Source organism: Allobosea sp. AK1 (assembly GCF_006714945.1).
GTDB classification, from domain to species: Bacteria; Pseudomonadota; Alphaproteobacteria; order Rhizobiales; family Beijerinckiaceae; genus Allobosea; species Allobosea robiniae.
In genome coordinates this window covers 2670961-2688110 of sequence record NZ_VFMG01000001.1, presented here as the reverse complement: position 1 = coordinate 2688110, position 17150 = coordinate 2670961, and the positions used below count along the sequence as shown (strand labels likewise).

19 protein-coding genes are annotated in these 17150 nt (G+C 67.1%); 7 read left to right on the top strand and 12 right to left on the bottom strand.

What is annotated here, in order from left to right; translation table 11 throughout:
* Positions 1-118 precede the first annotated feature (118 nt).
* A complete protein-coding gene (locus FHT98_RS13320) occupies positions 119-634 on the top strand; it encodes a hypothetical protein (protein WP_142114325.1) in 516 nt (171 codons plus the stop codon).
* Between the two features lie 3 nt (positions 635-637).
* Here the strand turns inward: FHT98_RS13320 and FHT98_RS13315 are convergent, their stop codons facing one another.
* The 3 genes from FHT98_RS13315 to FHT98_RS13305 form a co-directional block, all read right to left on the bottom strand.
* Entirely contained in the window at positions 638-1831 is a 1194-nt protein-coding gene (locus FHT98_RS13315; RefSeq protein WP_061970850.1) for a GGDEF domain-containing protein, read from the bottom strand.
* A 143-nt stretch (positions 1832-1974) separates the two neighbouring features.
* On the bottom strand, positions 1975-2769 hold the full coding sequence (locus FHT98_RS13310) for a class I SAM-dependent methyltransferase (RefSeq protein ID WP_142114324.1): 795 nt from the start codon (positions 2767-2769) through the stop codon (positions 1975-1977).
* A 120-nt stretch (positions 2770-2889) separates the two neighbouring features.
* Positions 2890-3645: a Crp/Fnr family transcriptional regulator gene (locus FHT98_RS13305; RefSeq protein ID WP_082617661.1), complete on the bottom strand. Its 756-nt coding sequence runs from the start codon at positions 3643-3645 to the stop codon at positions 2890-2892.
* Positions 3646-3817: 172 nt separating this feature from the next.
* Here FHT98_RS13305 and FHT98_RS13300 point away from each other — a divergent pair, with 172 nt between their 5' ends.
* Positions 3818-4099: a hypothetical protein gene (locus FHT98_RS13300; RefSeq protein WP_091857360.1), complete on the top strand. Its 282-nt coding sequence runs from the start codon at positions 3818-3820 to the stop codon at positions 4097-4099.
* A gap of 172 nt (positions 4100-4271) precedes the next feature.
* On the opposite strand, the gene FHT98_RS13295 is transcribed toward FHT98_RS13300, so the two are convergent.
* The 3 genes from FHT98_RS13295 to FHT98_RS13285 are packed head-to-tail and all read right to left on the bottom strand — an operon-like array spanning position 4272 to position 6746.
* Entirely contained in the window at positions 4272-5918 is a 1647-nt protein-coding gene (locus FHT98_RS13295) for a histidine kinase dimerization/phosphoacceptor domain -containing protein (protein WP_185745150.1), read from the bottom strand.
* 5 nt (positions 5919-5923) lie between these two features.
* On the bottom strand, positions 5924-6538 hold the full coding sequence (locus FHT98_RS13290; protein ID WP_082617664.1) for a sigma-70 family RNA polymerase sigma factor: 615 nt from the start codon (positions 6536-6538) through the stop codon (positions 5924-5926).
* Positions 6525-6746 (bottom strand): NepR family anti-sigma factor, encoded by a 222-nt coding sequence (locus FHT98_RS13285; protein ID WP_061970855.1) that lies wholly within the window; start codon positions 6744-6746, stop codon positions 6525-6527. The genes FHT98_RS13290 and FHT98_RS13285 overlap by 14 nt, the downstream gene beginning before the upstream one ends.
* A 237-nt stretch (positions 6747-6983) precedes the next feature.
* Between FHT98_RS13285 and FHT98_RS13280 the strand changes: the two genes are divergently transcribed.
* The 3 genes from FHT98_RS13280 to FHT98_RS26190 all read left to right on the top strand — a co-directional run bounded on the left by FHT98_RS13280 (position 6984) and on the right by FHT98_RS26190 (position 8959).
* The gene (locus FHT98_RS13280; protein ID WP_142114322.1) at positions 6984-7778 is read left to right on the top strand and encodes a response regulator; all 795 of its coding nucleotides are present in this window, start codon (positions 6984-6986) and stop codon (positions 7776-7778) included.
* Between the two features lie 141 nt (positions 7779-7919).
* Positions 7920-8084: a hypothetical protein gene (locus FHT98_RS26195; protein WP_162260137.1), complete on the top strand. Its 165-nt coding sequence runs from the start codon at positions 7920-7922 to the stop codon at positions 8082-8084.
* Between the two features lie 233 nt (positions 8085-8317).
* Positions 8318-8959, top strand: a complete 642-nt coding sequence (locus FHT98_RS26190; protein WP_185745149.1) for an extensin-like domain-containing protein — start codon at positions 8318-8320, stop codon at positions 8957-8959.
* A 6-nt stretch (positions 8960-8965) separates the two neighbouring features.
* Here FHT98_RS26190 and FHT98_RS13270 read toward each other — a convergent pair whose 3' ends face one another.
* Positions 8966-9232, bottom strand: a complete 267-nt coding sequence (locus tag FHT98_RS13270) for a hypothetical protein (RefSeq protein ID WP_142114320.1) — start codon at positions 9230-9232, stop codon at positions 8966-8968.
* A gap of 145 nt (positions 9233-9377) precedes the next feature.
* On the opposite strand from FHT98_RS13270, the gene FHT98_RS13265 reads away from it, so the two are divergent.
* Together FHT98_RS13265 and FHT98_RS13260 are read left to right on the top strand one after the other, a co-directional pair.
* Positions 9378-9812, top strand: coding sequence for a DUF992 domain-containing protein (locus FHT98_RS13265; RefSeq protein ID WP_061970862.1), 435 nt, complete (start codon positions 9378-9380; stop codon positions 9810-9812).
* 164 nt (positions 9813-9976) lie between these two features.
* Positions 9977-10357: a response regulator gene (locus tag FHT98_RS13260; protein ID WP_142114319.1), complete on the top strand. Its 381-nt coding sequence runs from the start codon at positions 9977-9979 to the stop codon at positions 10355-10357.
* Positions 10358-10367: 10 nt separating this feature from the next.
* On the opposite strand, the gene FHT98_RS13255 is transcribed toward FHT98_RS13260, so the two are convergent.
* The 5 genes from FHT98_RS13255 to polA all read right to left on the bottom strand — a co-directional run bounded on the left by FHT98_RS13255 (position 10368) and on the right by polA (position 17006).
* A complete protein-coding gene (locus FHT98_RS13255) occupies positions 10368-11759 on the bottom strand; it encodes a sensor histidine kinase (protein ID WP_113586182.1) in 1392 nt (463 codons plus the stop codon).
* A gap of 79 nt (positions 11760-11838) precedes the next feature.
* Positions 11839-12264, bottom strand: a complete 426-nt coding sequence (locus FHT98_RS13250; protein WP_061970868.1) for a hypothetical protein — start codon at positions 12262-12264, stop codon at positions 11839-11841.
* 2 nt (positions 12265-12266) lie between these two features.
* Positions 12267-12626: a DUF883 C-terminal domain-containing protein gene (locus tag FHT98_RS13245; protein WP_113586183.1), complete on the bottom strand. Its 360-nt coding sequence runs from the start codon at positions 12624-12626 to the stop codon at positions 12267-12269.
* Positions 12627-12744: 118 nt separating this feature from the next.
* Positions 12745-13878 carry an AI-2E family transporter gene (locus tag FHT98_RS13240; protein ID WP_142114318.1) on the bottom strand — a complete coding sequence of 378 codons (1134 nt, stop codon included), beginning with the start codon at positions 13876-13878 and terminating at the stop codon, positions 12745-12747.
* Between the two features lie 83 nt (positions 13879-13961).
* Positions 13962-17006 (bottom strand): DNA polymerase I, encoded by a 3045-nt coding sequence (gene polA / locus FHT98_RS13235; protein ID WP_142114317.1) that lies wholly within the window; start codon positions 17004-17006, stop codon positions 13962-13964.
* Positions 17007-17150 lie beyond the last annotated feature (144 nt).

Here is a 17150-nt window from a genome sequence, read left to right as displayed (position 1 = left end):
TCCGTCTCGGCGCGACAGCCAAGCCTCAGGCCGAGCTTGCGGTCAAGCGCCGGCGAAAGCCATTGCGGCCGAGACGAAACTGCGATGATCTGAAGCTCCGAAGCCGGAGGCCCTCAGAATGCGCCGCGCCGCCGCCGTTTCCGCCCTGCTGATCGCAGCCCTGCCGGCCACCGCCCGGCCGCTCGAAAGCGAGCTTCCTCCGAAGCGGGACGCCTGCTGGGAGCGTTCTTACGACGCGGCCCATCTCAGGGCGCATCCGCAGCAGAAGGTCGTGAAGATCCGCCTGGTCCACAAGCCCGGCAACTGGCAGGCGGAGCCGCATGCGGCGGTCTATGTCGTGCTCTATTTCAACCTGAGGCAGCGCACGACCGCGAACCGCTTCGACTACCAGCTCGGCGGCTTCTGCAAGCCGCAGGGCAAGGGCCTGCGCTGCGTGCCGGAATGGGATGCGGGAAGCTGGCGCCTGGAGAGCGGGCCGCAGGGTGCGCTCGATATCCGCAATGGCGGGATCGTCGCCAACCCGAATCCCTACGATGCCGAGGAGATCGCCGACGGCGCGGTGAAAATCCCGGCGAAACCCGATGACGGGCTCTGGCGCCTGATGCCCGCGAGCGACGCCTGCGAGATCGAATAGGCCTTACTGCAATCGCGGATGGCGCCCGCTCGAAACGCGCGCATCCAGAACGGAGCGCTGTCCGGCGATGACGCAGAGCGACTTACCGCGCGACTTCGCCTGATAAAGCGCGGCATCGGCCGCCGACATCAGGCTGTTCATGTCGCGCCCGTGCTCCGGCGCGAGCGCAATGCCGACCGACGCACCAATGGCGAGCTGGTGGCCGCTGTCGAGCTCATAGGGTTCCGAAATCTCGCGCACGATGCGTTCGCCGAAGCGCTGGAGCTGCGTCCGCTCGGTCTGCTCCGAGAGCACGACGAATTCGTCCCCGCCAATGCGCGCCGCGATATCGGAGCTGCGGACGAGGCCGCGCAAGCGCTCGGCGACGAGCTGGAGCAAGGCATCGCCCGCCATATGGCCATGATTGTCGTTGACCGCCTTGAAGCCGTCGAGGTCGAGATAGACCAGAGCGAGCCCGCGCGGCGCCGTCTCGCTCTCGAAGCGCGTCGCGAAGGCCTTGGCCAGGCCGGCCCGGTTGGAGAGGCCGGTGAGCACGTCATGGCGCGCGTGAAAGGCGTTCTCGCGCTCGGCCCGCATGGTCGAGATCAGCATGGCGTTCAGCTTGTAGGCCGCGACCGCCATGCTGAAGAGGTAGAAGGGGATCTGCATGAAGGTGATCAGCATGATCGGCTCGGACAGGAACGGGGCGGCGAGCACGCAAGGCCCCAGCGTCAATCCGATCATCAGGCCGGCCATGCGCGGCGCGGCGAAATTCCGGAAGCAGATGCCGCCGACCATCGCGGCAGCGGAAAGGCAGGCCAGCGTGGCCACGACCCAGTCGCCACTCGTCAGGCTGAGGAAGGTGCCAGCGCCGATGCCGGCCGCCCAGGCGACCCCGAGCAGGAGATAGAGATCGGTCGGCGTCGAAGCACCGCGCGCGGCCCGGCGGCGGGCGTAGATCAGGACGACCAGGCGGATGCCGCAGCAGAGCACCTCGAAGGCGCACCAGAGGGCGAATGGCAGGGTCGGGATACGCCAGGCGATCAGGAAGGAGACCGCGAGCGAATTGATGACGCCGCCGGCGAAGATCGGCAGCGTGCCGTAGAGGCTGGCGATCAGCGCGACCCGAATCTCGGGCGGGACATCCGGTCCGGCATCCGCCAGCCAGCGCGTCACGCGCCAGCGGGGCAAACTGTAACGGAGGACGGCGCCACTCATCGGCTGTTAGGCTCCTCGCTGGCAAGCAGGCCGGCAGGCACCTGATCGCGAGCGCTGCCTAACAGCGAGGTCTTACGATTTCGTGTGGAAACGGCCGAAATCCACGGCACAGCACGATGACGTAGCGTCAATCATGCCAAAAATCAGCGAATCTGGCGGTAAACCCAGACTCGCGCCGGTGGAATGTTGCGGAGCACCCAGTCGGATACGAAGGCCTTGAGTCCCGAGCCCTTGCGCGGAATCGGCGAGATCACCGAATAGGTGAACTGGATGAAGGGCGCGCCCTCGACGAGCAGCGGGAAAGCCTCGCGCGCCAGCGCCGAACGGGTTGCCGGCGGGCGGTTGAACAACGGCAGGCTGGAGACCAGCGCGATCGCCTTTTCCGGAAGGTGGCCTGCCAGCGTTGCCGACAGAGCATAGGCGTCGCCCTGCACCACCGTCGCCCGCGGGAAGCGCTTGCGCAGCAACTCGCAGAATTCGGGGCTGTACTCGACCAGAATCAGCCGGCTTTCGTCGATGCCGCGCTCGATCAGCGCTTCGGTGACCGGGCCGGTGCCGGGGCCGATCTCGATCACCGGGCCGGGTTGCTCGGGGTCGACGAAGGACGCCATGCGCCGGGCGAGAGCTGGGCTCGACGGCGTGACCGAGCCGGTGCGGCGGGGATCGTCGATCCAGGACTTGATGAAGCGCGCCTCGTCGCCGAGCTTCGCCTTGGCGTCACTGACGCGGCTCTTGAATTTCTCCGCAGTGCTGCGGACCTCGCCCTCGACCTTGTAGCGAACGGCGGCGACCTTGAGCTTCGCCTCGGCCACGCAATCGACGAGATCGGCGGCGGTGACGCGCACCTCGCCCTCGATCCGCGTCGCGACGCGGGACTGCCCGAGACGGGCCGCCAGCGAGGCGGCTCGCGGTGGGCGATGACGAATCGTCGAAGACATGACACCCCTTGAACGCCGCAGAGACGACGCGTCTGACGCAAATCACGTTACCTGCGCGGCATATGGGGTCAAGAGCTGGCTCTCGCCAAGCCTTTTCCGCATCGGTCGCAAGCAAAGCCGTCAGATCAGCGGCCTTGGCGCCGTGATCTGTTCGTAAGCCGCTGCCATCCGCGCGGTCAGGCGCGGATTCAGCAGGGTCAGCCTCCCTCCCGACAGCGCGAACAATCCTTCCCGGCGCAGGCGCGACCAGGTCTTGCTGGTATGGACGAGCGAGAGGCCGAGCGCATCGGCGAGCTGCTGCTGCGAGAGCGGAAAGGCGAAGCTGTCATTGGCGACCAGGCCGAGCGCGTCGACACGGTGATAGAGCGAGATGATCAGCGCGGCGAGGCGCTCGCCGGCGCTGCGCTGCCCGACCGAGGTGAGATTGTCGTCGATCATGCATTCCTCGCGCGAACCGAGCCAGGCCACCTCATAGGCCAGCGTCGGCATCCGCTCGAAGAGATCCCAGAGGCGCCGGCGCGGGAAGACGCAGAGCTCGACATCCGTCAGGGCCTCGATACCGTGCTCAGCAGCCGACAGCAGCGAAGCCTGCAGACCGACGAGATCCCCCGGCAGGAGGAAGTTGAGGATCTGGCGACGCCCGTCCGGCAGGGATTTGTAGCGGAAGGCCCAGCCGGAATAGAGCGTGTAGAGTTCGGCATCCTCCTGGCCGGGATGAATGATGTCGCCCCCGGCGCGCATGAACCGGTGATCGACCTTCATCGTCTGGATGAAGCGGATCTCATCATCGGTCTTGTCCCGGAAAGCCGGCTTCAGCCGCAAGGGGCAGGCAAGACAGGGCGTGCCGAGGCGCCCGGGCCGGCTGACGATGTTCATGGTCGAATTGATCCCCCGATCGCCGGCAGGGAGCCGGCTTCGAGTCAACGCAGCAAGGGCGCTCCTCGTTCCGTAAAAGCCGGCTGCTCGCGTCAGGCGGGAACCGAGGCGGCGTTTCCGGCGTTTCCCTCTCGAAAGCCGGTCAATCGACCGGCCAGCCCTGGAGACATCCATGCCGAAGTCCAGCCTCGCGCCGGCCATGCGCGCCATCGTCTTCTTCGGCCTCATGGGCACGGCCGTATCGGGTCTGACCCTGGGCGCCGGGCTTCAAATGCCTGATGACCAGAGCTCGACCAGCATTGCCCTCGCAAGGGGCGAGCGCGGCTATGCCGACAGCCTGCAGCTTGCCGCCGTCGACCGCGCCGACCGCTCGCGCAGCGCCGCCAAGCGCGCGATCGCCTCGCCGTCGCAGCAGGCGATGGCCGGCGGACCGGTCACGCATATCGTTCGCTGAACACCGCTGATTCCGCAAAGTCCGTCACTGCGCGCGCAGCGAAACAATCCAGGGAGACCGGGCTGAAAATCCCACCCGGTCTCCCTGGATTGCTTCGCTGCGCTTGCAATGACGGTCGAGCATCGGGCAGCCACGCGATCCACCGCAACGGCGCTCGATAAGGCTGCGCGCTTCAGGATCCGTGGGCAATCCGCCAGCGGCCGAGGCTGCGGCCCTGAGGCTCCTGTGTTTGAACCGCCTCTATCTGGGTGAGCAGTCCCGCGAAAAGTCGCGGCGGCGCGCTGTGCTGGATATCCCGATCCGCCACCAGCCCGACTTCGATCGCGGAAGCATCGACATCCACGACCTCCACGACGATCCGGAGACCAGGGGTGCTCCGCAAGGCGCGGGATGCGACATCCGCCACGAGAAAGCCGAGCGGGATGATCCGGTCGACAGACAGCGACGCTGCCGTCTCGATCCGGCTCGCCACCCATTGGTCGCGGCTGCGGATCAGGTTGGAAATCATGGTGACGACATCGTCGAGGAAGAGGTCGACGCGGACCGGCTGCATCTCGCCGTCGGCGAGGGTGAAGCGATAGGCGGCCGAGAGCACATGCACCCGGCATTCGGCATCGGCCAAAGCCAGCCTCGCCTCGTCGCGGTGATCGCGTTTGCTGAGGCCGATATAGCTCTGCACGACCTGCAGGCTGTTCTTGACCCTGTGATGCAGCTCACGGACGAGGAAGCGGTTGTCGTCGAGTGCTGTCTGGAGGCGGCGCTGACGAATCTCCTGCTCTTCGACCATTCCGTTGAAAGCCTCCGCGACGCTGCGGATATCGCTGGGCATGCCTTCCCCGACCGAAGCCCGCACACGGTTGTTGGAAGTTCTCGACCGGGCAGCAGCCTCGATGCCGCGCAGCCAGCGCAGGCAGTGCTTGTCGATCGCCCGCATGCAGACCAGGCAGAGCAGGGCGAGCGTCAGGAGCGGAGCGAGCAGCAATACGATGAATTGCAGCCGGGCCGCCTCGACCGGCCGCTCGTCGAAGCTCGCGACGATATAGAAATCCGGCTCGGCGACCATGCGCGCGACAAAGGCGCTGTCCTCTCCGGCCCGGTTCGGCGCCACCCAGCGCGCGAACGTCTCCGGCATGCGATCCGTGCGCGGCAACCAGGACAGGTCGCGGCTGTCTCCCCGGCTGGCGATGACGCCGGCATCGCGCCCGATCAGCGCGACGTTCAGCGCCTGGCCATCTTCGCCGAGGTCGAAGACGTTCTCGAGCAGTTCGGGGGCTGTCAGGACGAGTGCCTGCTGCAATCCGCCGTTCGCCGACGGGGGGACCGATGCCAGGACGGCAAGATAGCGCTGGGCTCCGACCGTCACCTGATCGTAACGCATCCGGCCGAGATCGGCGCCGTTCCACATTCCGGTCGAAGGCCGACCGGCCAGCTGCCGGACTATGCCCTCCAGCGCCTCGCTGGTGAGCGCGGCATCGAGCGAGCCGGTGCAGACCCGCCCATCCGCATGGCGCAGCAGAAAGGCGCGGAAGCCCCCGGCGCGCTCCATGGCCTTGGCGCCGGCATCCGGGCATCCGGCCGCATCGAGCCCAAGCTCGCTCGCCATGGTGCCAAAGGCGAGCAGCGCACGCGACGTGCCGCGATACCAGACGCGGGTGCGCACCGCAAAATCATCGACGGCGCGCGCCTGCGCCGCTTCGATCGCGACGACCGCCGACCGATAGGTGGCGTAGGCGGCGAAGGTCGAGGCGCAGGCGATCGGAACGGCGATCGCGACCAGCACAGCCAGCAGGCGGGTCCTGACCGTACTGAAACGCCGCAACCGCATCAGGAGCCAACGGGTTCGGAACCAACTCTCTGCATCGCAGCCGCACTGGTTCGGCCCGGCCCGAGATCATCGACACTGCCGATGGACAACAGTTCCGCCAGCTTCGTGCGAGCGCGATTGACCCGGCTCTTGATCGTGCCGATCGCCACGCCGCAGATCTCGGCGGCTTCCTCATAGGACAGCCCGGTGGCGCCGACCATGATCAGCACCTCGCGCTGCTCTTCCGGGAGCTTCGCCAGCGCCTTGCGGAAGTCAGCGAGATCGAGATGGCTCTCCTGGTTGCCGTGGGTCGCCATGCGCTCGGCATAGGTCCCTTCGCTGTCCTGAACCTCGCGACCGCGCTTGCGATACAACGAGTAATAGGTGTTGCGCAGGATGGTGAAGAGCCAGGCACGCAGGCTGGTACCGGGTTCGAACTTGTCCGAATTGCCCCAGGCCTTCAGCAGCGTGTCCTGCACGAGGTCGTCGGCCAGTTGCATGGAGCCAGAGAGCGAGGCGGCGAAAGCGCGCAGATTGGGAATCTCGCGGATCAGCCCGTCCTTGAAGTCTTCGGTCCTGCGTTCCCGCGCCAGCGCCTCGGTCTGGTTCGCGGGCGCAATATCACTGGGACTCATCGCGCGACACTCCAGCTGCACGCTGCTCGGTCGCCTCAAGCTGCGCGAGCAGCACGAGAAACTTGTCGGGCACGGGCGCGTTCACGATGTCGTCGTAATGGGCCTTGAGGGAGCGGCCTATGGATTCCTGCACCTTCGGATCCAGAACCAGTTCGAAACCTTCGTCGGGATCGTCCGGTTCAGTCATCGCTGCGTCCAACCTGCTCATGTCAGCCCTCGTGCCACCATCGGGCCAGCTTTTCCAGCCGGTCCCGCATCTCAAAATCCTGCCGTCCCTGGTCTTGCCATTGCTTGCCGACGATGCCGAAGCCACGTCGCGATAGCGACACCAATACGCCATAACAACAGGTACCCCGATCAAAGGTTCCATGTCCCGGCAAAAATAAAATCCTTGTTTCCCGCGCGTCCTAAGCCATTATTCCGGCACGCTAAAAGGGACGCGTTCATGTCGATTGCAAAAGAAATTGCGCCTCATCTTCCATATCTGCGCCGCTTTGCGCGGGCGCTCTGCGGCAGCCAGCCAAGCGGCGACGCCTATGTCGTCGCCATGCTGGAAGCCCTGGTCGCCGACCCCTCGGGATTCCCGCGCGACATCGATCCGCGCATCGGCCTGTACAAGACCTTCCTCAAGCTGTGGTCCTCGGCCAGCGTCGATGCAGCCGCCCCGGTCGTCGAGCTGTCGCGCGCGCCGGCCGAGCGCAATCTCGAGGCGCTGACCCCGCGCCCGCGCCAGGCCTTCCTGCTGCGGACGGTGGAAGGCTTCCCGCTCGACGACGTCGCCAAGATCATGGACGTCACGGCGGCGGATGCCTCCACGCTGATTCAGACCGCGGGACAGGAAATCGCCGAGCAGGTCGCGACCGAGGTGCTGATCATCGAGGACGAGCCGATCATCGCGCTCGACATCGAGACGATGGTCGAGGAGCTCGGCCACACCGTTACCGGCGTCGCCCGCACCCAGCGCGAGGCGATCGCGCTCGTCGCCAAGAAGCGGCCCGGCCTCGTGCTCGCCGACATCCAGCTCGCCGATGGCAGTTCGGGCCTCGATGCCGTCAACGAGATCCTGTCGACGATCGACGTGCCGGTGATCTTCATCACCGCCTATCCCGAGCGCCTCCTTACCGGCGACCGGCCGGAGCCGGCCTTCCTGATCACCAAGCCGTTCCAGCCGGAAGCCGTGAAGGCCGCGATCAGCCAGGCCCTGTTCTTCGACCGCCGCGCCGGCCGCAAGGCCGCCTGACGCTTCGATCCCATTCGAAGACGATCGAGGCCCGCGGCTTACCTCTGCGGGCCTTTTTTCTTGCCAACCGGGAACCCGTGCGGAGATGATGCGTTCCGCGTGGAATGACAGTTTCGTTTGCAGTTGGGGAGGGCGTGGATCATGGCGACGACCTGCTTCTCGGCCGCTATCGCGGCGTTATCGATCGGGGCTGCATTGTTCACCGGGATCGTGCAACCGGGAGCGCCGAGCGCGGAAATCCTGTCGCTCGCGCTGGCCGGCCTGACCGGCATCACGATCGCCAGCGCTTCGGCCCTGGACAGCTAGCCGGCTCTTCGCCCCGCTTCCGCCCGACGCCCTCACCGGCCCTCCACGAGGCGCGCCGGGCAAGGCGGAGCCTTGCGACCGCACTGGTTGCCATCGGCCTGTGCCTCATGCCGGGCCTGGGCATGGCTGACCCGGTCACGGCACCGTTCTCCGGGCAGCGACCGCCGCCGCGACCGCCTGAACTGCGCCCGTCCATGCCCGACGGAGCTGGAAAGGCCGAAACGCGGAGCGCAGTGCCTGCCCCCGCCGCAGTGCCCGCTCCTGCCAAGGCCGACAGCGCGGCTTCACCGGCTGGGCAGAGTTCGTGCCTCTCGGCCCTGGCCGCCATTCCCGGCAACCGGGTCACGCCCTCCGCCCCCGCCTCACAGAATGGCGATCCGGCCTGCCGGGTCAGCGAGCCCGTCCGGGTCGAGGCCCTCGCCATCAGGGGGCCGGACGGAGCCACAGCCGTGTCCTTCGAGCCGCCGCCCCTGCTGAGCTGCGCCATGGCCAGGACGCTGGCCGATTGGCTCGACCGCAGTGTCCAGCCCCTGGCGCGCGGGCATTTCGAGCGCGATCTGGTGAGCCTGCGGGTCGGCGGGGGCCATGAATGCCGGCGACGAAACCGGGCGACGGCCGGGCCGGTCAGCGAGCATGCCACCGGCCAGGCGCTGGATATCTTCGCCTTCAAGCTGGGGAATGCAAAAGACGGGTTGCAGGTCGTGGTCGAGAAGCCGAAGGGCCTGGCCGAGAACCGCTTTCTCGACGCCGTCCGGCAGGCGGCCTGCGGTGCCTTCATGACCACGCTGGGGCCGGGCTCGGACGCCGCCCATGCCAATCACCTGCATGTCGATATTCAGGAGCGCCGCTCGCGCGCCTCCCGCTTCTGCCAGTAGCCGAATTCAGTGAGAGAGATCGCCCGGCCCGAAACGCAGCAGCAGGCTCTGCCCTTCAGCGACCGCAGCGCCGGCGCCGACAAGTCGAGGACCGCTGCGCCGCGCCGCCATCACCGCAAGTGCCGCCGCGCGATCGAGCCCCGTGGCAAGAAGGTCCTCGAGTTCCCAGAACGGCGGCAGCGCCGCCGGGAAATCCGGATCGATTATTGTGGGGGTTTCTCCCCGTGGACGACTCACTGACATCGACATTCCCATGCCAAGATGAAACGCCAACGCTACAAACTCGTCACGGTTCCCTAGCGTGGAACTGTGGGTTTCTTGGGGCGTTCGTCCCGCCAGTTCACCAGGAGCATTCGCGATGAGCCGAGGGCATTCCCGATCCTGCCTAGCCGCCCTCGCCTTCGCCGGCCTCATAGGAATGCATGAGCCCGCGGCGGCGCAGATCGCGGGCCCGCCGACGGGGCGCCTGTCCTGCACCGTGGGCAGCAATTTCGCCGCCATCGTCAAGTCGCAGCGCCCGACCGAATGCCGCTTCAGGCCGCGCCGCGGACCGACGCAGCATTATACGGGGATCGTCCGCAGCTTCAGCCTCGGCCTCGGTTCGGTCAGGAGCGCGGCCATGGTCTGGCGCGTCTACGGACCCTATGCGCGCGCGCCGCTGGGCGCTCTGAGCGGTTCTTACAAGAGCGGCAGCACGACCGCTCCGTCCACCGCCAGCAATGCGCTCTCGGGCGGCAAGGACAACGAGGCGACGCTGCTGCCACTGCCGTTCCAGGGCAATCGCGGCATCAATGTCGCTGTCGGTGTCACCGCTCTCGACTTGACGCTCGTCGCTCCGGGGCGGCGGCGCTGAAGCCGCGAAGAAGAGACAGGATTACCTTTTGCTAACCTTGACGGCTCAAAATCGACTCAAATCCTGTGCTTTCGGCCATGATAGGGCGCCAGAGCAGGAACATCGCCAGTCCTGTTACGTTGAGATCGCGTAACAGAGATTGCAGTGAGTGAGAGAGCCGGTCGATGGCTGATATCCGCGTACTCATCGTCGAGGACGACCCGTTCATCGCGATGGACATCGAAAGCGCCGTGGCCGATCAGCTCGGCGACGATGTCGAGCTGATCGTCGTCGGCTCCGTGGCGGAAGCCCGGCGGATGACCGCAAAGCAGCTCGCCTGCGCCCTGCTCGACATCGATGTCGTCGGCGGCAAGACCTTCGATGTCGCGAGCGCACTGCAGGAAATCGGCACGCCCTTCGCCTTCGTCTCGGGTTCGGCGCCGCAGGAGGTGCCCGCAGCGCTTCGCAACGTCCGCTTCCTGCGCAAGCCATTCTCGACGCGCGAGGTCGCAGCCTTCGTGAAAAGCGCTGTCGGCGCACTCAACCTCAAGGCCATGCCAGGCTGATGCCCGCGCGTCAGGCCTGAGCCGGAAGAGCTTCCCGCTTCGGAAAGACGATCGTCACCCGCGTACCCGTGCGCCCGGCCTGTTCGGGATGAGCCGGCTCGGTGTTCAGGGTCGCGCGCATGCTGCGCAGCAGGCTGGCGATCACGGTCTGGCCGAGGCCCTTGCTTGCGGTCTCCGCGGGCATGCCGACGCCGTCATCCTCGATCGACATGGCAAGGGCGGGCTCCCCTTCGTGCTCCGTCGGAGCGAAGCGGATGACGATCCGCCCCGCCATGCCGTCGGGAAAGGCGTGCTTGATGGCGTTGGTGACGAGTTCGTTGACGATCACGACGAAGGACACGGCATCGCGGCCCGGCAGGCGAATCGATTCCATATCGAGCTCGATCCGGATCGGCCGGCCCTCGGCCGTCTTGCCGATCTCGGCGAGCAGATCCTCCATATAGGGCCGCGCATCGATCTCGTCGGTCTCGATATCCAGCCGCAGGCGCCTCTGGCCGGCCGCGATCGCCTGGATGCGCGACTGGGCCTGCGCCAGCGCCGTCTTGACCGCAGGCTCGCGCGCCTGCCGGCTCTGCACGTTGAGCAGCGCCGAGACCATGGCGAGGTTGTTGCCAACCCGGTGATTGACGTCGCGCAGCAGCGCCTCGATGCGCAGGCGCTCGCTTTCGAGCTGGCGGGTGCGCTCGCTCACGATCTGCTCGAGCTCGGCATTGCTGATCGCCAGCGCATTGCTGCGGCGCTGGCGGCGGCGCAATTGCTGCCAGGCGGCGAAAGCCAGACCCGCCAGCGCGACGACGATGCCGGTGCTGCCCCAGAGGCGGCGGCGTTCTTCCCGGCTGTAGAGCGATCTCAGCCGGACATTCTCGCTCTGCTGGATCGCCTGCACGGTTTGGCGCAGCCGGTCCATCGCGGCGATGCCATCCTCGCTCCTGACCAGCGCCAGAGCCTCCGCCCTGCGGCCCGCCCGCTCCAGCGCGATCGTCCGGTCGAGTTCCGAAAATTTCACGCCCATGTCCGCGCGCAGCTTCGCGACCCGCTCCTTCTGAACGGGATCGGCATCGGCGAGCGCCGCGAGGATGTCGAGCTCAGGCCCGGCAGCGCCCCTGCCCTCGGTGAAGGGGTCGAGATAATCGGCCTCCCCGGTCAGCAGGAAACCGCGCTGCCCGGTCTCGGCATCGCGCATCCGGCCGAGGAAGCGCTCGGCCCGCTCGCGGATCTCGATCGCGTGGGAAACACGGTCCGCCGTCTGCCGCGCCTGCTGGTTGATCCAAGCGGCCAGCACGACCGCAACCGCGACCACCCCGATCGCGATGATCGTGGTCGTCGCCGAGCGAAGGCGCGCGCCGAAGACCGGAAAAACCGGTATCGGAAAGCGGCTGCGGGGCCTCACCTGAGCAGACATGCAGATCTTGTTACGGGACGCATGCCGACATCCCTATGTAAAAAGACATGCCTCGTCCATGTCGCCGATCAGCGCGGAATCAGGCTTCCCCATCGTCATCCGCGCCGCCCGCAACGATCTGGCGGCCCAGAATCGCGCCGAGAACGACGATGCCGCCGGCGGCCGCCATCCGCCAGCTCAGGCGCGATCCGATGAGCTTGGCGGCCAGCGGCGCGGCGGCCAGAGCCGCGGTTGCGGCAGGGCGCGGTGGCCGGCGGCGGTTCTTGACGATCACCGCCATGCCCAGCGCCAGCAAGGCCGCGAGGAAAAGGCCACCGGCAATCCAGAGGCTGGCGGCGACCGCGCCATAGCGCAGCGCCAGGACGGTATGCAGCGCGTTCAACGCATAGCCGCCGGCGCAGAGCATCAGCAGCGCGGCGAGGCCGAACAGGCCGTAGACGGTGACATTGCGCCTCACCACCCCGGAGACCTCCGAGGTGATGAAGGATCCGATCCCCCCGAACATGGTCAGCGCGCCGACAGGAAGCCGACGAACAAGCCGACCGCCGCCGCCAGCCCCAGCGCACGCAGCGGCCGCTCGCGGATTTCCGCCTCGATCAGCTGCTGCAATTCGGAGGCCTGCTCCTTGGCGACGTCGACCATCCTGTCGGTGTCGACGCCGACGGCGCGCAGGCGCTCGCTGACGGTGGCGGCGATATCCTCGGCGCTGCGCGTCAGGGTATCCTCCAAGGCGCTCGCCTGGCGCCTGGCGCGGGCTCCGGCCTGGCGCGCTTCCGCCGCGACATCCTCGGCGCCGGCCTCGACCTCGGCCTTCGCACGCTTGGCGGCGGCGGCAGCCTGACGTTTCGCGGATGTCGTGGTGGCCATGGCGGTATCGTCCTGTCGCTGATGGAAATTCGGATGGTGGCGAGGAGACGCGGCAGCCGCAAGGGCCACCGCATGATCGGGCAACGCGGCCGCTCCCGTTCTGTTCCGGGCGTGACGCTCAGGCAGCCTCGGCTTCGCCGGCCTCTTCGGCCTCCTCCCTGGCCTTTTCGCGGCGGTAGCGCGCGAACTCCTCCTGCGCCACCATGGCGACGATCACGATCGGCGTCGAGAGCACCGCGCCGACCGGGCCCCAGAGCCAAAGCCAGAAGATGAAGGCGATGAAGACGAGGAAAGGCGAGATCGTCAATCGGTTGCCGACGAAGACCGGCGTGACCGCGTTACCCTCGATCAGGTGCAGGACATAATAGGCCGCCGCCGGCCAGAGCGCCGCGAGGATCGAGGGCGCATCGAGCAGCGCGCCTGCCAGAAGCATGATCGCGACGATGATCGGGCCGATGAAGGCGAGGTAGTTGAGCAGGAAGGCGAGCGCCCCCCAGAACACCGGGAAGGGCAGGCCGGCGACCCAGGCGATCGCCATGGTGAGAACGCCCATGCCGAAATTGATCATTGTCACCAGCGCGAAATAGCGCGCCACCCGCGACTCGATCTCCTCGAAGAAGGAGCCGGCCGAGCGGCGTGCGCCCCGGCCGAGACAGAGCCGGAGCACCCGTGCCTTGAGATGACGGCGCGTCGCCAGCCAGAAATAGATCGTCGCGACGAAGAGCAGCAGGCCGCCCGCAGCCGCCGACGAGGTGAGCGCGATGTCGAAGAGCGGATTGCCCTGGGACACGCTGAGCTCGGCGCCCTTGCCGGTGATAGAGGCAATGCCGCGCTTGAATTCGTCCATGAAGGCGAAGACGCCGGCGAGCTTGCCCTGCAGGGCCGCCATCATCGCCGGAGCCTGATCGCTCCAGCCGGCAACGGGCACGGCGAGGATCGCGATCGCGCCGAAGAGCAGGCCGATGAAGAGCAGCACCACCAGTGCCGCAGCGGCGTGTTGCGGCACCCGGTGCCGCGCCAGCACGTCGACGAGCGGCCCGAGCACGAGCCCGAAGATCACGCCGGCCGTGACCGGCATGGCGATGACCTTGGTCAGCGCCAGCGAGGCCGTCGCCAGGATGAGAAAGATGCCGACAATGGCATAGCGGACGATGAGATCATGCTCATACGGCGTGACCTCTTCGGTTTCCTCCGCCGATTCCGGTTCCGCCATGTAGCGCGGAAACGGCCGCCAGGCCGATGAGCTGAGCATGGGATGTTTCCAACGCGCGATCCGCGCCCCCCTGGCGCGTCGGACATGTCAACGCCGGAAGGATCGGGCGGGTTCCGATCGGCTCAGTGCGCCTCGTCCCAGTTGCCGGCGGCGCGGGCCTCTACCGCGAGCGGCACCCTGAGCTGCACGGCCGGGTGCGGTGCCTCCACCATGACCTTCTCGATGATCGGCAGGGTCTTCTCGACCTCGGCCTCCGGCACCTCGAAGACGAGCTCGTCATGGACCTGCAGCAGCATGCGGGCGCCCAGCCGATGGGCGGCGAGCGCCGCATCCATGCGGGTCATCGCCCGGCGGATGATGTCGGCGGCCGAGCCCTGGATCGGTGCGTTGATCGCCTGGCGCTCGACGAAGGCGCGCTCGGACGGATTCTTCGAGGCGACCGCGGGGAAATGGCAGACGCGGCCGAAGATCGTGGTGACCTGAGCATGGGCGCGCACATGGGTCTTGGTCTGGTCCATGTAGTCGCGGATGCCGGGAAAGCGCTCGAAATACTTGCGGATATAGGCGCTGGCCTCCTCGCGGCCGATGCCGAGCTGGTTGGCGAGGCCGAAAGCCGAAATGCCATAGATGATGCCGAAATTGATCGCCTTGGCGCGGCGGCGCACCTCGCTCGGCATGCCCTGGACCGGCACGCCGAACATCTCGGACGCCGTCATGGCGTGGATGTCGATACCATCGGCGAAGGCCTGCCGGAGCTGCGGGATCTCGGCGATATGGGCGAGCAGGCGCAATTCGATCTGGCTGTAATCGGCCGAGACCAGCTTGAAGCCCTTCTCCGGCACGAAGGCGGTGCGGATCTTGCGTCCGGCCTCGGTGCGGATCGGGATGTTCTGCAGGTTGGGCTCGGAGGAGGAGAGCCGGCCCGTCGTCGTCGCCGCCAGCGCATAGGAGGTGTGGACCCGGTTCGTCTGCGGATTCACGTAGCCCGGCAGTGAATCGGTATAGGTCGATTTCAGCTTGGCGAGCTGGCGCCATTCCAGGATCTTGGACGGCAGCGGATGGCCCTGCTCGGCGAGGTCCTCGAGCACGCCGGCGCCGGTCGCCCATTGGCCGGTCGCGGTCTTCTTGGCGCCTTCCAGCCCCATCTTGCCGAACAGGATATCGCCGAGCTGCTTGGGGCTGCCGATGGTGAATTTCTCGCCGGCGAGCTCGTAGATCTCGTCCTCCAGCCGGGCCAGCCCCTGCGCGAAATCGCCGGAGAGGCGGGAGAGGATCTGCCGGTCGATGGCGATGCCGCGCCGCTCCATCCGCGCCAGGACCTCGACCATCGGCCGTTCCAGCACCTCGTAGACCGCAGTCTTCTTCTCGGCGGCGAGGCGTGGCTTCAGCGTGAGCCAGAGCCGGAGCGTGACGTCGGCATCCTCGGCGGCATAGTCGGTGGCGCGGTCGAGCGGCACCTTGTCGAAGGTGATCTGGTTCTTGCCGGTGCCGGCGACCTGCGCATAGGGAATCGTCTCGTGGCCGAGATGCAGTTCCGAGAGCTTGTCCATGCCGTGGCTGTTGCTGCCGGCATCGAGCGCATAGGAGATCAGCATCGTGTCCTCGACCGGGGACACGCTGAGCCCGTGGCGCTCCAGCACCAGCAGGTCGTATTTCAGGTTCTGGCCGATCTTGAGCACGCCGGCATCGGCGAGCAGCGGCTTCAGGGCGGCGACAGCCTGCGTCAGCGGAATCTGGTCGGCCAGCAGGCCCTCGTCGAAGAGCCCGCCATCGCCGGCGCGATGCTGCAGCGGGATGTAGCAGGCGCGGCCGGGCGCGACCGCGAGCGAGATGCCGACGAGATCGGCCTGCATCGCGTCGAGCGAGTTGGTCTCGGTGTCGAGAGCGACATGGCCGACCTCGGAAGCCCAGCCGATCCAGCGCTCGAGATCGGCGAGCGTGCGCACGCATTCGTATTTCGAGCGATCGATCTTGCCAGCGATCGCCTCGTTCTTGCGGGCGCTGGCCAGATCGCCCGGCTTCAGCCAGCCGTCTTCGCCAGCAGGGGCGCCTGCAACAGCGGCAGCAGGCGCGGGAGATGTCGCAAGAGCCAAGCCGGGAGCCGCATCCTCGGCGGCATCCGCCCCGACATAGAGCGCCTTGAGCTCGGCTGCGCGCGTGCCGCCCGGAGCCAGCTCCGGATCGGCATCGACGGCGCCGACATCCGCCTCATAGGCCTCGGCGACGCGCTTGGTGATGGTGGTGAACTCCATCGCCTTGAGGAAGGCGATGAGCTTCGCCGGATCGGGCTGCTCCAGCGTCAGGTTCTCCAGCGGCGTCTCGACCTTCACGTCGTCGACGAGGCTGACGAGCTTGTGGGAGATGCGGACCTTCTCGATCACCTCGGGATTGGTCAGCGTCTCCCGGCGCTTCGGCTGCTTGATCTCGCCGGCGCGCGCCAGCAGGGTTTCGAGATCGCCATATTCGCCGATGAGCTGGGCTGCCGTCTTGATGCCGATGCCCGGCGCGCCCGGCACGTTGTCGGTGGCGTCGCCGGCCAGCGCCTGCACGTCGGTGACCTTCTCGGGCATGACGCCGAAATACTCGACGACCTCGGGCTCGCCGATGCGGCGCTCGGCCCGGAAGCCCGCGCCCTTCTTCTGGTCGCCGGAGGCGGGGTCGTACATCGCGACGCCCGGCTTCACGAGCTGCATCAGGTCCTTGTCGGCGGAGACGATCAGCACGTCGGCGCCGGCCTCGCGGGCCTGTTTCGCATAGGTCGCGATCAGGTCGTCGGCCTCGTAGACATCCTGCTCGACCGGGATCAAGCCGAAGGCGCGCACCGCCTCGCGCATCAGCGGGAACTGGGGAATGAGATCGGGCGGCGGATCGGAGCGGTTGCCCTTGTAGGCCGGATAGAGCGCCTTGCGGAACGAGTTCTCGGTCTTGTCGAAGACGATGGCGAGATGGGTCGGCCTGACGCCGAGCACGCCCTCGCGCACGAACTGGAAGAGTTTCGTCGCGAAGAGCCGAACCGCGCCCGAGGGCAGCCCGTCCGAGCGGGCATTGTATTTCCGGTCCTGGTTGATCGACTGGAAATAGGCCCGGAAGATGAAGTTCGAGCCGTCGACCAGAAAGAGGTGGTCGCCGGGCTTCAGGGCGGGGGCGGTCGTGGTTGTCTCGCTCATGGCGCGGACCATAAGCGGGCGGGCGCGAGCGGTCCATGGGCTGCGCGGCGGCGGGTGCTCAAAGCTGTCAGGAATGAAAGGCCCCGCCGGAATCGTAGCGTCATGCTCGCCCTTGTGGCGAGCATCCGCGTCTTGAACACGGCA

Bases quoted from the DNA above. Each gene is read 5' to 3' on its own strand.
- FHT98_RS13320 (WP_142114325.1), top strand. From the start codon at position 119: ATGCGCCGCGCCGCCGCCGTTTCCGCCCTGCTGATCGCAGCCCTGCCG.
- FHT98_RS13315 (WP_061970850.1), bottom strand. From the start codon at position 1,831: ATGAGTGGCGCCGTCCTCCGTTACAGTTTGCCCCGCTGGCGCGTGACG.
- FHT98_RS13310 (WP_142114324.1), bottom strand. From the start codon at position 2,769: ATGTCTTCGACGATTCGTCATCGCCCACCGCGAGCCGCCTCGCTGGCG.
- FHT98_RS13305 (WP_082617661.1), bottom strand. From the start codon at position 3,645: ATGAACATCGTCAGCCGGCCCGGGCGCCTCGGCACGCCCTGTCTTGCC.
- FHT98_RS13300 (WP_091857360.1), top strand. From the start codon at position 3,818: ATGCCGAAGTCCAGCCTCGCGCCGGCCATGCGCGCCATCGTCTTCTTC.
- FHT98_RS13290 (WP_082617664.1), bottom strand. From the start codon at position 6,538: ATGAGTCCCAGTGATATTGCGCCCGCGAACCAGACCGAGGCGCTGGCG.
- FHT98_RS13285 (WP_061970855.1), bottom strand. From the start codon at position 6,746: ATGAGCAGGTTGGACGCAGCGATGACTGAACCGGACGATCCCGACGAA.
- FHT98_RS13280 (WP_142114322.1), top strand. From the start codon at position 6,984: ATGTCGATTGCAAAAGAAATTGCGCCTCATCTTCCATATCTGCGCCGC.
- FHT98_RS26195 (WP_162260137.1), top strand. From the start codon at position 7,920: ATGGCGACGACCTGCTTCTCGGCCGCTATCGCGGCGTTATCGATCGGG.
- FHT98_RS13265 (WP_061970862.1), top strand. From the start codon at position 9,378: ATGCATGAGCCCGCGGCGGCGCAGATCGCGGGCCCGCCGACGGGGCGC.
- FHT98_RS13260 (WP_142114319.1), top strand. From the start codon at position 9,977: ATGGCTGATATCCGCGTACTCATCGTCGAGGACGACCCGTTCATCGCG.
- FHT98_RS13255 (WP_113586182.1), bottom strand. From the start codon at position 11,759: ATGTCTGCTCAGGTGAGGCCCCGCAGCCGCTTTCCGATACCGGTTTTT.
- FHT98_RS13250 (WP_061970868.1), bottom strand. From the start codon at position 12,264: ATGTTCGGGGGGATCGGATCCTTCATCACCTCGGAGGTCTCCGGGGTG.
- FHT98_RS13245 (WP_113586183.1), bottom strand. From the start codon at position 12,626: ATGGCCACCACGACATCCGCGAAACGTCAGGCTGCCGCCGCCGCCAAG.
- FHT98_RS13240 (WP_142114318.1), bottom strand. From the start codon at position 13,878: ATGCTCAGCTCATCGGCCTGGCGGCCGTTTCCGCGCTACATGGCGGAA.
- polA (WP_142114317.1), bottom strand. From the start codon at position 17,006: ATGAGCGAGACAACCACGACCGCCCCCGCCCTGAAGCCCGGCGACCAC.